Source organism: Lactobacillus selangorensis, from assembly GCF_001437205.1.
In the GTDB taxonomy this organism is placed as follows: Bacteria; Bacillota; Bacilli; order Lactobacillales; family Lactobacillaceae; genus Paralactobacillus; species Paralactobacillus selangorensis.
Map to the genome: position 1 here is coordinate 57734 of NZ_JQAZ01000005.1, position 12900 is coordinate 70633.

Here is a 12900-nt window from a genome sequence, read left to right on the forward strand (position 1 = left end):
TTATTTTCCTCTCATTTTTCTTGATAAGCCACCTGTACTGCAATGGCATACGGCTCGCTGCCTTCGACGATGCCGGAACGGCCGGCAATTTTATAAGGACCGCCAGTGATGTATGCATTTGCCAATGCTAGGTTGAACTTTTCTTCGGCTTCACGGACACTGGTCATCCCGATAGCGGTCAAGTGACCGACGGGCTTGGCATCCATGCTGTTCATGCCGGCATAAACAACTGGCAGACGGCCTTCGAATTTCAAAGTATAGTATGGCAGCTGTACCCCAGCCTGACCAAGGGCATAGAACGGTTTCGCTGTTTTATGGGCTTCGGCATAAATCTCACGATCGGATAAACCATCGTAGTTCAAACTCAAGTAACCGTTTTGGACCAAGGTTTGTGCGAATTGATCGATTGTTGCCTGTTCTTCTGGCGAAGAGACCAAGGTGCTGGGCAGGACATGCTGATCGTTGAATAGCCCTGCCGCAGGTACGACCGGCTGTTTAACCATGCGTGCAGCTCGTTGATCGGCAGTTGCTTGCTGTGGTGGACCGCCTAAGAGCTGCTCGACTTTCGGTGAAATGTCCCACTTCGTCGTTTTATCGGTAAAGTAATAGAGAAAATTAAGGACCGAAAAGTAAAGCAGCAACAGGAACAGCAAGACAAACAGAATCCACCGGAACCGCCCATTTTGAAAGGCTAAGACAGCGGCATACAAAAAGTAAAAGTTGGCAAAAAAACCGACGATGGTAAAGAGGCGATTTTTGAGCTTTGTATTGAAATTAAAGTAGCCCAAAAACTGGTTGACCAAACTCAAAAAACCAAGCATACAATCGTCTCCTTTCTATTGACCGCTGGCATTCGTGGCCGCAGTTGTTCCCTGCTGGGTCGATGTTGCAACGGTATTATTATTAGTTGTCGCAGCGGAACTTGAAGTGGCGGCACTACTGCTGCCAGTCGAGCCGGTATTGGTCCCATCATCGGTAGTCCCAGTTTGATTTTGAGTGGTGCCGTTATTTGTATTATCAGTGGTATTGCCAGTATTCGTCCCAGTGTCGGTTGAAGTTGAATCGGCAGTTGTTGCCGAACTCGATGTAGCATCCGGCTGCTGACTGGTCTCTGTATCTGGCGTTGATTGCTGGTCATCAGAAGTGGCATCTGGTGCCGATGATTGATCATCCGAAGAAGAGGATGCAGCCGGTTTGCTGGGCGCAGATGTTGATGAGGAGGTGGTCGTCGCAGGCGTGTTCTTTTTTTCGACACTTGCGGTCGGTGTCCCACCAGCCTGAGTCACGTTCCCTTTGTTGACGACAAAGATGTTGGTGGCACTTAAAGCTAAAATAAGTGAAATAATGGCTGCCGGCGTTAACAGCGGCGGCGTACGATAGGCCATAGATAATCCTCCGTTTCATTCATTCAATAAAACCATTGTACCCTGAATTTGTAACGAGAAAAGGACAAATTCATTAAGAAACGATAAAGGTTCCTAACTGGCGGCCTTCAGCTTCTTTTGGCAATCCGGACACAAACCATACATTTCGATGCGATGCCCATCGATTTCATAACCCGGCAGCTGGTCGGTAAAGAAATCAATCGGGCACATCTTCAGTTCAGTCACCTTGCCGCAATTGCGGCAGATGAAATGATGATGGTGCGGTTGCTCGAAGTCGCATTGAAATTTGACCCGCGCCTGTTCGCCCTCTTCTTGTTCCTCTAAAATACCGGCTTCGACAAATTCTTTGACGTTGCGATAAATCGTATTGTGGCTCATGCCGGGATAACGTTTGCGCATATAGGCATCCAGCGCTGTTACTGTAATGTAATGATCTTGAAACTGACTTAAATAATTGATCAGGTCCCGTCGCTGGCTCGTCAGACGGTAGCCGTGTTTTTTTAATAAGGCTAAGGCCGAATTTTCGGTTGTCATAATCGGCATCCCCTTTTCTTGACAATCTGCTGAATCTTTTTATAATAAGCACTAATAAATCGTAATCGCTACGATTTATTTTATTGTAGCATATCTGAACGAATGCAACAATTTGAATAAGGAGGCGCCTATTATGGCTGAAAAAAATGATTACAGTAGTGCTTTACGGCGTTTGAAGAGTCGCAACAAACGGACCAAAGGGCGTGCCCTCAAGGTCATCAAAGAATTAAAACAAAAGCGCAGTAAAAAACGGGTTTAATTGAAGCAAAAACGGGACAGAATTCGACTTCTGTTCCGTTTTTTTACATATTGTGAGCACAAAACTTGCAATCAAGAAAACGGTTTCGTATAATAAAAACCATCGAGTTAGTGACAAGGAGGTCCTTACTGATGCAATTTGGAAATTATAGTTCAGCTTGGTATTGGATGGCATTGGATACCCAGAAACAAGTTTTTTATGCCACATCGAAAGCACAACCAGATTTGACGGCTGAAGGAATCACCGTTGATGATGCCGTTAAAAATCTGATTACTTTGGTGCAGCAAAACTCTGCTAAATCCAACTTAGCTACTAAAACCACTGCTTAAAAAAGTCCGGCTCACGAGTCGGATTTTTTTATTGCAATTTTTTTTGCGCCTGCACCACGATGGCATCAATCTGCTGACGTGCTGTTGTCCGGTCATCGTTGACAATCACATGGGCATACGGTTTCAAGGGCGCTGGCAAAGCCAAATCACGCCGATATTCAGGACTCGCTAAGCGTTCGGCCACCATTTGCTGTGCATCACCCCGTTGCAGCATCCGTTTTCGGAGCAGCTGCGGCTCATGCACGGTCAGAAACAGCAAGAGAATCTCATTCGGATTTAGCGTCTGCAAGTAAGTTTCAGCGCCCTTTGTATCAAGCACGATGCTGACGAGATTGCTTTTTTGCCAAGCTAAATCTAATGCTTCATGCGACGAACCGTATTGATAGTTAGAATAGGTCACATGTTCAATATAGTGTTTCGTTTTAAAAGAAGCCGGCGTTTCAAAATAATAGGCTGCCCCATCCTGTTCATGCGGCCGTTTAGGACGGGTCGTGTGGGTGATTACACGTGGAATCCCATAATGTGCCCGCAAGTACTGGCTGACCGATGTTTTGCCCGTTCCAGCTGCTCCTGTGATAATAATCAATTGATGTCCTGCCATGCTGCAACTCCTCCATAAAATGCTTTCCTCTATGATAACAAAAAAAGACGCCAGATAAAATCTGACGTCTTTTCAGCATGCTCACCATGACTAGTCGGTTTGTTTATAAACCGTTCCGATCAACCATACTGGTTCGCAACTAATCTTTATCAACATCGTTCGGGAAGAATGAGATAGATGCATGTCCTTCAAGTTCTTCTTCGATGCGGAGTAATTCGTTGTACTTTTCAACACGTTCTGAACGAGCTGGCGCACCAGCCTTTAATTGGCCACCACTGACAGCAACGGCAAAGTCGCTGACAAATGTATCGCCAGTATCACCAGAACGATGTGAAATCATAGTTGTGTAGTTGTTTTCATGAGCTAAACGAACAGCTTCCATAGTTTCGGAAACAGTCCCAATCTGGTTCAACTTGATCAAGATGGAGTTGGCCATGCCTTGCTTGATTGCTTTGCGAATCAAAGCAGGGTTGGTGCAGACGTTATCATCTGTGACGATTTGAACTTTATCGCCCATCTTCTTGGTGAAGGTTGTGAAGTTATCCCAATCGTTTTCACCAAATGGATCTTCCATGGAAACAATTGCTGGATACTTTTCAAGCAAGCCTTCATAGTAGTCAGCCATTTCCTTAGGTGTCTTTTCAGAACCTTCGAAATTGTAGTTGCCTGTCTTGTCATCATAGAAGGTTGATGAAGCAGCATCAAAAGCGATTCCGACATCTTCACCAGGCTTGTAGCCGGCCTTTTCAATGGCTTCGTACAAAACCTTGATGGCATCTTCACTGGATGGTAAATCAGGGGCAAAACCGCCTTCATCACCAACACCAGTTTGATAGCCTTTTTCTTCCAAGACTTTTTGCAGTGCATGGTAAGTATTCACGATACGTTCGAAACCGGCACGGAATGTGTCATGCTTCAAAGGTGTAATCATGAATTCCTGCATATCGATGCCGTTATCAGCATGTTCCCCGCCATTGATAACATTATGGAAGGTTTGCGGAATTTGAATGTATGTGCCGCCTAAGTAGCGATACAAAGGAATTCCTTGATAGTTTGCGGCTGCACGAGCAGTTGCCATCGAAACGCCTAAAATAGCATTAGCGCCTAAACGACCCTTGTTTGGAGTACCATCTAAGTCAATCATAATCTGATCAACATTGCCTTGGTCGAATGGTGAAACACCATTTAAAGCATCATTGATTTCGGTGTTGATGTTGTTAACGGCCTTTAAAACACCTTTACCGCCTAAACGGCTGCCGCCATCACGTAATTCAACGGCTTCTTTATCACCCGTTGACTTACCAGATGGAACTTCGGCACGGCCCATGGTCCCATCAGACAAAATCACATCAGCTTCAACAGTTGGAACACCACGAGAATCATAGATTTCGCGACCCTTAACTTGAACAATATAAGCAGACATAAAATACCCTCCCTTTGGGTTCAGACAAAAAAAGGCGTCATTCTCTTAAATTCAAACGAAAACGTTCGATTTTCAAAGAAGACGCGATTCATCGTTAAACCGATTTTACGGCGATTGAATCGCCTCTATCATCATTTTATCGTAGCACTTTCCAAATTAAAGTACAAATCTGAAGGCTCATTTTTTCAAAAAAAGGCGCTGACATTTGTCAGGCCTCATTTCATTTTTTTAAACCAAAATAGTCTCTAAAGCCGCTTTGGTACAGCTTGCTAACCGATTGGTTCCACTTCCAAATGCAGCTGATACTTTTCGCTTTTATCCATGACATCAATCACAAAATGATGTTCGTCAAACCAGCTGACATGCAGCTGGTCACTGGTTTGATTGTCTAAATCATTCAGATCATCCGAAGTGACCAGCGTTGATTTTTGCACCTGTGCGGCCAATTCATCTAACTCTTTAATCCCAGTATCCGTTAATTCTCCCTGCAATAAGGAAATGACACTCTGCAGCGCACTCTTAAATGATTCAATCCGATCGTCATCCAGTCCTTCAGTGAAGACGGACAACGACTTTTCATGATAGGTAGCACCAATTACTGCAAATCGCATTTGAACGACCCCCTTTTTCTAACTCTATTTTACTACGGAGTGGCTTATGCCGTCAGTAAATCATTGTAAAAAGCCGCATAAGTCAGCTGCTTATATGGGTTGAGCCATAAATAACCGATTCCGGCCGTACAGATTGCCAGAATATCCCAGCCGATGAAGCTCAGATCGAGCATAAATAAATCCATCTTATGCCCCCGCATCAGTTGCCGGCTGCGAGTAATACAGGCGTTGGTGTTCATCTGCTGTCCAGAAGCTTTGGCATCCTTCATGACCAGATAAGTCTGCCGATAAGCATAAAACTTGATGATGCCTGGGATAATCAATAACAAGCTCCACAGGAAGAGATAAATTGCTTTCAGAATGTAGATGAAGATGACACTGCCAAGATACTGACCTTGGAAGGCCTGAAATGAATCCTTGACTGGCGCAATGTCTGCATCAGCATTGCGAATCCAGTCTAACGAAGTAAAACTGACTCCGACTAAGAAAAATGTTTCGATGATGTTGATAAACATTCGGGCCCAGTCATGATGTTCGGCCTGAACGGTAGCATAGTAACGACCAAAGTCCGTCCAAGAATAAGTACTCGTTCGAAACGAGTTACCAATCAGCAACGCCAATAAGACCAATAAAATCACTGGCACTAAATTCAGCAGAATACCTTGCATCCAGTGTCTCCGCAGACGATTTTTTGCCGTCCGTTTCATTTCCGCACGTGTTTCCAATGTAAATTCCTCCTTTTACTTCTTTAAGACCATTTGGAGGGCAAATAAGATCAGGAATAAACCGCCAATCACATAACTCGGCCACTTGACCTTCTTACCTTCGCCAATACACCACTTGATGATCGAATAACTGATGAAGCCGAGTCCCATCCCATTCGAAATACTATTGGTAAATGGAATCAGGACGATAATCAGCGATGCCGAGACAACTGACGGTGCATCCGAAATAATATCCAAGCTATGAATTGATTGTAACATGCCGAGCCCAATCAAAATCATGATCGGAGCAGTTGCTGAAATTGGAATCATGCCTAAAAACGGGACAAAGGCTAATGAAATAACAAAGAAAGCCCCTGCAAAGACACTGGTCAAACCAGTTTTGCCGCCGCTGTCGATATCTGATTCACTTTCCAAAGCAGAAATCATGGAGGAAGTTCCCAACAGGCCGGCTGTCATATTGGACACGCCGACGACCCGAGTCACTTGGTCAAATTCCGTCGTACTATTGCCTTGGACCTCATCCAGCTGCCCAGGGACGGTGCCTAAAGTTTCAAACATCACGATCAGGAGCAAGGAAAAGACGCTCATCCAAAAACTGACTTTGGCAACACTGATATGCGCTGGATTAAACAAAATCTGATAATGATAATCCTGCAGCGACGGCACATGGAGATGGACCTGGCCGGTGATCTGTGCCAGAATCGTCCCGATAATCAGCACCCAGAGGTACGTGCCATGCACCTTGCGAATATGCAGGATCACAGCAATCAGCAATGTCAGCAACGTTAGATCCATCGTCGGGTTATAAAAAGTATTCATTGCAATAAAACTCTGCGAACTTTTGACAATCACTTTGCCTTCTCGAAGGCCCAGCGAGACTAAGTACAAGCCGATGCCGGCCCGAATCCCGTATTTAAAGTTAGCCGAAATCGATTGGTCAAGGATTCGGACAAACGGTGTCATCCCCAGCAGCAGGAATAACAGCCCACTCGTAAAAACGGCCAGTAAAGCTTCCGATAGCGTTAAATGAACCGTTTTGATCAAATCATACGTAAAGACAGCGTTCAGTCCCATTGCTGGTGCAATCATCAGCGGAACATTTGCAAAGAACCCGATTAGAACGCAGGCCACCGCCGTTGCTAAAATTGTGCCAATCAAAGCCGTTCCCAGTGGTTCGCCGGCGTGGTGCAGGACTTGGCCATTGATGGTCATCACATAAATCAGCGTAATAAAACCGATGAAACCAGCCGATAATTCTTGTCGCACAGAGGTGTGATTCTGCTGCAGTTGAAAATATTTTTTAAACATGCCCCATATTCGCCCCTTTTTAAGTTTTCAATCTTATTCTACCACCCTTTCAGCTCACAAGGTTGTACAAGACTTGGTTTGGGGATTGTATTCGATTTCAAAGTCGGATATCCTATTACATAGGAGGCGTTTTCGATGAAACATCCAGCAATTATTCTCATTGTCCTTGCCGCAATCATGCTGATTTTCGGTTTATTAGCGAAGGCGAATGCCGGCAGTTTTTATTCCATTAGCGGCATTTTATTTGTACTGGGCATTCTCTTCCTGCTACGTGAAACGCAAAATAACAATTCTGACAATCATTAAGGAGGTCTTTCAATGCGCAGGACAGCCTTATCGCTGATCAGCTTTGCACTCGTACTCTTTATTCTGATCTGGTCCGGACGCTTCTCAGCCTCCGCAACGATTTTGATGCTGAGCGGTTTTGCGGCACTGATCGTTGCGCTTATCTTACTGATCGCTAACCATTATAAAAAGTATTCCCGTTAAAATGGGAATCCTTTTTAAGTGCTTATTTTACCCGGGCCAAGAAGTACTTCTTCTTTCCCCGCCGGATAATGACAAATTTGCCGTCAAAACTGGCACTTGGATCAATTTCGTAATCGAGATCATTTTGCCGATCGCCGTTCACATAGATAGCACCGTTTTTGACATCTTCACGAGCCTGCCGCCGGGATGGTTCAATCTTAGTTGTATCCACCAGCCATGGAATGATGTTTTCCGTTTCATTCGGCACTTCCATACTAGGGACACCCTTAAACCCTTGTTCAATTTCTTCCGCCGTTAAATCTTTTAAGTTGCCGGAGAATAAGGCATCGGAAATATGCTGGGCTTGTTCAACGGCCTGTTCGCCATGTACAAATTTGGTTACTTCAGCTGCTAAAGCTTTTTGGGCAGCTCGTTTGCCCGGATCCGTTTTGACTTGTTCCGCCAAAGCATTGATCTGGTCTTCATCCAAGAAGGTAAAGTACTTGAGGTAACGAACGACATCCCGATCATCGGTATTCAGCCAGAACTGGTAGAATTCGTACGGCGACGTCTTCTTCGGATCGAGCCAGACGGCACCACCGGCTGTTTTACCGAATTTAGTGCCATCAGCTTTCAACATCAACGGAATCGTTAAGCCGTAGACTGGTGCTTCTGGGCCTTCGATTTTGTGAATCAAATCGATGCCGGCCGTAATATTGCCCCACTGATCAGCCCCGCCGATCTGCAGCTGGACACCATGATCACGGTATAACGTCAGAAAATCGACGGACTGCAAAATCTGGTAAGTAAATTCGGTGAAGGAGATCCCATTTTCAAGCCGGGATGCAACGACTTCCTTATTCAGCATCGTATTGACGTTGAATAATTTGCCATAATCCCGCAAAAATTCCAATAAGGAAATCTTGGACAACCAATCATAGTTATTGACGATCGAGAAATTTTCAGTCCCGAATAGCTTGACCATCTGCGCCGTTAAGGCATCTTCATTCTTCTTCACTTGATCCATCGATTGCAGCTGGCGTTCATCCTTGCGGCCGGACGGGTCTCCGATTGCGCCGGTTCCGCCACCGATCACGATAACCGGATGATGGCCCGCCAGCTGGAACCGTTTCAGCATCATAAAGGGAATCAAATGCCCGACATGCAATGAATCACCGGTCGGATCAGTTCCGCAGTAAAGGGAAATCTTCTTATCGGCGGTTAACTTGCGCAACGCATCCTCATCTGTCACCTGATTGATTGCATCCCGCCATTCGAGTTCATCGATAATGTTCTTTTTTTGTGCCATGCTTTTTTCCTCCTTGTTTCACGTGAAAATAAAAAAGTCCCTTGCCAAATAGGACAAGGGACGAAACGATCCGCGGTACCACCCAAATTGCCGGCACAACGCCGACCGCTCTGCTTATTTATTTTAAAGAAATGGACACGTGTGTAATTCGCCTGACGACCAGCATCGGTTCGCAGCTGCCACCGACTTTCTGAAGGCTAAGACCGTCATACTACTATTGAATAACCTCAGCTTACTGAATCCTCAGATGAAAGTCAACCTTATTTTAAAGAGTCGTCGCTGACCGTTTGATAAATTTTGCGAATAACTTTTTGTCTCGAAAAATGTTAAAATAGTTTTCATGAAATGTATTTTTGCAGCATGAGAGGATAGTTACATAAGATGAAGAAAAAGAAACGTTGGTGGTTATGGGGACTGGGAACGATCGTAGTTCTGGCTATCGTGATTCTGACAGCGGCCAGTTTCTACTTGTATCATTTTGCAATCGAGCCAACCCCCAAAACCCTTACGAAAGGCAACGGCCGTGATACACTGCTGATCCAGAACAAAAAGTGGCTCCAACAGCAGCATCCGCAAACATGGACGGAAACATCTGCAACGGACCACTTGAAGCTAGTCGCCGATTATTTGCCGGCGAAAAAGGCAACCACTAAAACGATGATTCTCGCCCATGGCTACATGAACAAAAAAGAAGACATGGCTAATTATGCCCGCATGTTCCACAATCAGGGCTATAATGTGCTGATTCCTGATGACCGTGGTTCTGGACACAGCGAAGGTACCTACATCGGTTTCGGCTGGCCGGACCGGCTGGACTATGTCAAATGGATTAAACAGGTGATTCAGAAAAACGGCTCGCACAGCAAGATCGGCCTGTTCGGCGTTAGCATGGGCGGGGCTACAGTGATGATGGCCAGCGGCGAAAAACTGCCGGCACAGGTTAAACTTATCATTGAAGACTGCGGCTACAGCAGCATCGAAAATGAACTGACCTATGAGCTCAACGAACAATTCCATATGCCGAAACAGCCATTGATTACAACCGCCGCCTGGGTAACCAAATTACGGGCTCATTATGATTTCCGTGACGGCAGCTCAACTAAGGCACTCGCCAAGAATAAGCTGCCAATGCTATTTATTCATGGGACTAAAGATACCTTTGTGCCGACCAAAATGGTTTATGCCAATTACAAAGCCGACAAAGCCCCTGGCAAGGAACTCTGGCTCGTCAAAGGCGCCAAACATGCCGCCTCATTCGAACATGACCCGGCCAAGTATGCCGCCAAAGTCAGTCAATTTGCACACCAATATTTCTAAACAAACAAAAGAACCTGCATGCAGGTCCTTTTGTTTGCCTTAATTTTCGGCACTGGCAATGTCCTTTAAAATATCTTTAGAAGGTTTTTGTTTTCGAAAAGCCTTATTCTTAGCCGGTAAATGCAAATCTAACTGGGCAAATTCCTGCAGATACAGTTTAGTGGCTACTGAATCAACCTTCAAAACATGGCCGCCAAATGAATGGTCCTTCGACAGGAAATGCAGATGAAAGCCCGGCACGGCAACGCCACCGTACAGCTGCGGTGCATAATAGCCAATCAGTGTTCCCTTGACGTGCGCCTTTTCGAAGACTTTCTGGGCATCCGCCGTCTGTTTCAATGTCGGATACGGTTCCTTCTGCTGTGCAACGGCCCGTGTTTTGACATTGGCAAACTCGCCGGTCATCCGCACTGCATAAAACAGATTCTGCGATGGCAGTTTATCTAAGATGGCTGAGCGGAGTTTCTCATCTTTCAGCGGTCCGATTTTATCAATAAACTGGTCCTTTTGATAGTGGACATTCGCAAACGGTACTTTTTCACGTTTTTTGATGCGGTTGACTTTGCCAGTCGCATTGACCTGATAAACTTTGCCGTCTAAGATGATTAGTTCGCCATTTAGACCGTCCAACGTTCCAATCCCAGTATCCCCATGTTCTAATAGTTTGCCTAACGTTTCCGTCCCGGCAAATAACCCCGGAACAAGCAATGCTAGTGTCCCATGCTGATATAACACCTTTGTCTTTTTCATGTTCATCCACCTCTTACAATTGATCTGGCAACAGATCCTCGCCTAATTTATGGTTATCGCTATAATCGACTGGAATATCGACTACAACAGGACCATCGTTATATTGGAAGGCTTCATCCAAAACGGCGCCTAATTGTGACGGATCAGCGACTCGCAGTCCTTTGGCACCAAAACTTTCCGCATACTTCACAAAATCAACCGGCCCGAATTGCACACCGGCACTTTGACCGTACTTCATTTCTTCCTGAAACTTGACCATGTCGTAATTGCCGTCATCCCAAATAATATGAACTAAGTTGGCATGCAAACGGACGGCCGTTTCGAGTTCCATGCCGGAAAATAAGAAGCCACCATCACCAGAAACAGAAATTGCCTTCTGACCGGGACGAGCTAACGTAGCGGCGATTCCCCATGGCAAAGCGACGCCCAGCGTCTGCATTCCGTTGCTGAACAACAGATGACGAGGCTCATAACTGCGGAAGTGGCGGGCCATCCAGATATGATGGCTGCCGACATCGACAGTCACCGTCATTTCGTCAGTGACCCGCTTTTGTAACGCCGCTACGATCGCCAATGGATGATTCAATTTCGAATCCGATGCCACTGGCGGCACATCGGCTTGGACGAGCTGCTCCTGCAGACTAGCCAGATAACGTGTCGCACCAGCATGAACCTTGTAATCCCGTAATTGCGGCGTCAGCAGATCAAGTGTTTGAGCAATATCGCCGATCAATTCTGTTTCCGGCTGGAAATGCGTATCAATTTCGGCGGGAATACTATCAATGACGATCGTACGCGCATCGGCCTGCGGATTCCAGTTACGAGGCTCGTATTCGATTGGATCGTAGCCGATGGCGATCACCAAATCACTCTGTGCCAATAATTGATCTCCAGGCTGGTTGCGGAACAAACCCACCCGTCCATAGAAATTCTGTACTTGATTGTGGCTGATGATACCAGCCCCTTGGAACGTCTCAACAACTGGCAGTTCGGTCGTCCGCAGCAAATTGCGGATAGCTGAGGTGACCTCTTCCGAAGAGGCACGCATTCCCAGCAATAATACTGGCAATTCAGCTTCTTTGATTTTACGAGCAACATCCATCATATCTGGCAGACTAGCCGGCCCTAACTTGGGTTTTTCCATCGGCTTAATGACGGGTGCCGTCACTTCGCTGTCGGACACATCCTGCGGGACCGACACAAAGGCCGCCCCCTGTTTGCCGGATTCCGCAGCTTGATAAGCATTTGCAATAATTTCAGATGTATTATCGGGATCCTGAATTTCGGCCGAATACTTCGTAATGGGTTCGAATAAAGCGGCGTTCCGCATGCTCTGATGCGTCGAACGCAGCAAATCGGCCCGTTTGACCTGGCCGGCGATTCCCAAAACAGGGTCGCCTTCTGCATTGGCAGTCATCAAACCGGTCGCCAAATTGGAAGCACCTGGTCCTGAAGTAGCGATTGCAATCCCTGGCTTGCCAGTAATACGGCCCATTCCAGCGGCCATAAAAGCAGCATTTTGCTCATGACGAGCCACAATCAGTTTAGGGGCATGCGGATTGATTGGATGTTCCAGCCGTTCGAACACCCGATCGATTTTTGCACCGGGAATTCCGAACACATAATCAACATGATGATTGGCCAGACTATCGACAATCATATCGGCGCCATATCTTTTTTCTGTCATTGCTTGTGCCTCGCATTTCTATTTTGATTTACTTTCTTAAAGTAAGTTGCTGTCATTGTAACACGAATTTTAACGCTTGCCAGCAATCTTTTGAAATCCTTTTCATTATTATACACAAAAAATAGGACGACGGCTGAAACCGAAGTCCTATTTTAGTGATTGTTAAAGTTGGAATTGAATAGGAAACACGAATG

The 12900-nt window shown here is 45.8% G+C and carries 16 protein-coding genes; 5 read left to right on the top strand and 11 right to left on the bottom strand.

Going from position 1 to position 12900, the window contains the following annotated elements:
• Nucleotides 1–11: 11 nt before the first annotated feature.
• The 3 genes from IV40_RS07375 to IV40_RS07385 form a co-directional block, all read right to left on the bottom strand.
• On the bottom strand, nt 12–821 hold the full coding sequence (locus tag IV40_RS07375; protein ID WP_057770079.1) for a DUF6681 family protein: 810 nt from the start codon (nt 819–821) through the stop codon (nt 12–14).
• A gap of 15 nt (nt 822–836) precedes the next feature.
• Nucleotides 837–1385, bottom strand: a complete 549-nt coding sequence (locus tag IV40_RS07380) for a hypothetical protein (RefSeq protein ID WP_057770080.1) — start codon at nt 1383–1385, stop codon at nt 837–839.
• Between the two features lie 93 nt (nt 1386–1478).
• Entirely contained in the window at nt 1479–1919 is a 441-nt protein-coding gene (locus IV40_RS07385) for a Fur family transcriptional regulator (protein ID WP_057770081.1), read from the bottom strand.
• 133 nt (nt 1920–2052) lie between these two features.
• Between IV40_RS07385 and IV40_RS10825 the strand changes: the two genes are divergently transcribed.
• A complete protein-coding gene (locus tag IV40_RS10825) occupies nt 2053–2178 on the top strand; it encodes a putative metal homeostasis protein (protein ID WP_162258850.1) in 126 nt (41 codons plus the stop codon).
• A 131-nt stretch (nt 2179–2309) separates the two neighbouring features.
• Nucleotides 2310–2507 (top strand): hypothetical protein, encoded by a 198-nt coding sequence (locus tag IV40_RS07390; protein ID WP_057770083.1) that lies wholly within the window; start codon nt 2310–2312, stop codon nt 2505–2507.
• A gap of 28 nt (nt 2508–2535) precedes the next feature.
• Here the strand turns inward: IV40_RS07390 and IV40_RS07395 are convergent, their stop codons facing one another.
• The 5 genes from IV40_RS07395 to IV40_RS07415 form a co-directional block, all read right to left on the bottom strand.
• Nucleotides 2536–3108 carry a guanylate kinase gene (locus IV40_RS07395; RefSeq protein WP_057770085.1) on the bottom strand — a complete coding sequence of 191 codons (573 nt, stop codon included), beginning with the start codon at nt 3106–3108 and terminating at the stop codon, nt 2536–2538.
• A 139-nt stretch (nt 3109–3247) separates the two neighbouring features.
• A complete protein-coding gene (eno, locus tag IV40_RS07400; protein ID WP_057770086.1) occupies nt 3248–4531 on the bottom strand; it encodes a phosphopyruvate hydratase in 1284 nt (427 codons plus the stop codon).
• Between the two features lie 269 nt (nt 4532–4800).
• Nucleotides 4801–5142 (bottom strand): hypothetical protein, encoded by a 342-nt coding sequence (locus tag IV40_RS07405; protein WP_057770088.1) that lies wholly within the window; start codon nt 5140–5142, stop codon nt 4801–4803.
• Between the two features lie 44 nt (nt 5143–5186).
• Nucleotides 5187–5867 (bottom strand): DUF975 family protein, encoded by a 681-nt coding sequence (locus tag IV40_RS07410; protein WP_057770089.1) that lies wholly within the window; start codon nt 5865–5867, stop codon nt 5187–5189.
• Between the two features lie 15 nt (nt 5868–5882).
• On the bottom strand, nt 5883–7175 hold the full coding sequence (locus IV40_RS07415; RefSeq protein ID WP_057770090.1) for an NCS2 family permease: 1293 nt from the start codon (nt 7173–7175) through the stop codon (nt 5883–5885).
• Nucleotides 7176–7310: 135 nt separating this feature from the next.
• Here IV40_RS07415 and IV40_RS10750 point away from each other — a divergent pair, with 135 nt between their 5' ends.
• Entirely contained in the window at nt 7311–7481 is a 171-nt protein-coding gene (locus IV40_RS10750) for a hypothetical protein (protein WP_156404255.1), read from the top strand.
• Between the two features lie 12 nt (nt 7482–7493).
• Nucleotides 7494–7664 (top strand): hypothetical protein, encoded by a 171-nt coding sequence (locus tag IV40_RS10755; protein ID WP_156404256.1) that lies wholly within the window; start codon nt 7494–7496, stop codon nt 7662–7664.
• A 22-nt stretch (nt 7665–7686) separates the two neighbouring features.
• On the opposite strand, the gene tyrS is transcribed toward IV40_RS10755, so the two are convergent.
• Complete coding sequence (gene tyrS, locus IV40_RS07420) at nt 7687–8952, bottom strand: tyrosine--tRNA ligase (protein WP_057770091.1); 1266 nt, start codon at nt 8950–8952, stop codon at nt 7687–7689.
• A 381-nt stretch (nt 8953–9333) separates the two neighbouring features.
• Here tyrS and IV40_RS07425 point away from each other — a divergent pair, with 381 nt between their 5' ends.
• Nucleotides 9334–10269, top strand: coding sequence for an alpha/beta hydrolase (locus IV40_RS07425; protein ID WP_057770092.1), 936 nt, complete (start codon nt 9334–9336; stop codon nt 10267–10269).
• A 39-nt stretch (nt 10270–10308) separates the two neighbouring features.
• Here IV40_RS07425 and budA read toward each other — a convergent pair whose 3' ends face one another.
• Entirely contained in the window at nt 10309–11019 is a 711-nt protein-coding gene (gene budA, locus IV40_RS07430; protein ID WP_057770094.1) for an acetolactate decarboxylase, read from the bottom strand.
• 13 nt (nt 11020–11032) lie between these two features.
• The gene (gene alsS / locus IV40_RS07435) at nt 11033–12706 is read right to left on the bottom strand and encodes an acetolactate synthase AlsS (RefSeq protein WP_057770096.1); all 1674 of its coding nucleotides are present in this window, start codon (nt 12704–12706) and stop codon (nt 11033–11035) included.
• Between the last annotated feature and the right edge of the window lie 194 nt (nt 12707–12900).

Bases quoted from the DNA above. Each gene is read 5' to 3' on its own strand.
- IV40_RS07375 (WP_057770079.1), bottom strand. From the start codon at position 821: ATGCTTGGTTTTTTGAGTTTGGTCAACCAGTTTTTGGGCTACTTTAAT.
- IV40_RS07380 (WP_057770080.1), bottom strand. From the start codon at position 1,385: ATGGCCTATCGTACGCCGCCGCTGTTAACGCCGGCAGCCATTATTTCA.
- IV40_RS07385 (WP_057770081.1), bottom strand. From the start codon at position 1,919: ATGACAACCGAAAATTCGGCCTTAGCCTTATTAAAAAAACACGGCTAC.
- IV40_RS10825 (WP_162258850.1), top strand. From the start codon at position 2,053: ATGGCTGAAAAAAATGATTACAGTAGTGCTTTACGGCGTTTGAAGAGT.
- IV40_RS07390 (WP_057770083.1), top strand. From the start codon at position 2,310: ATGCAATTTGGAAATTATAGTTCAGCTTGGTATTGGATGGCATTGGAT.
- IV40_RS07395 (WP_057770085.1), bottom strand. From the start codon at position 3,108: ATGGCAGGACATCAATTGATTATTATCACAGGAGCAGCTGGAACGGGC.
- eno (WP_057770086.1), bottom strand. From the start codon at position 4,531: ATGTCTGCTTATATTGTTCAAGTTAAGGGTCGCGAAATCTATGATTCT.
- IV40_RS07405 (WP_057770088.1), bottom strand. From the start codon at position 5,142: ATGCGATTTGCAGTAATTGGTGCTACCTATCATGAAAAGTCGTTGTCC.
- IV40_RS07415 (WP_057770090.1), bottom strand. From the start codon at position 7,175: ATGTTTAAAAAATATTTTCAACTGCAGCAGAATCACACCTCTGTGCGA.
- IV40_RS10750 (WP_156404255.1), top strand. From the start codon at position 7,311: ATGAAACATCCAGCAATTATTCTCATTGTCCTTGCCGCAATCATGCTG.
- IV40_RS10755 (WP_156404256.1), top strand. From the start codon at position 7,494: ATGCGCAGGACAGCCTTATCGCTGATCAGCTTTGCACTCGTACTCTTT.
- tyrS (WP_057770091.1), bottom strand. From the start codon at position 8,952: ATGGCACAAAAAAAGAACATTATCGATGAACTCGAATGGCGGGATGCA.
- IV40_RS07425 (WP_057770092.1), top strand. From the start codon at position 9,334: ATGAAGAAAAAGAAACGTTGGTGGTTATGGGGACTGGGAACGATCGTA.
- budA (WP_057770094.1), bottom strand. From the start codon at position 11,019: ATGAAAAAGACAAAGGTGTTATATCAGCATGGGACACTAGCATTGCTT.
- alsS (WP_057770096.1), bottom strand. From the start codon at position 12,706: ATGACAGAAAAAAGATATGGCGCCGATATGATTGTCGATAGTCTGGCC.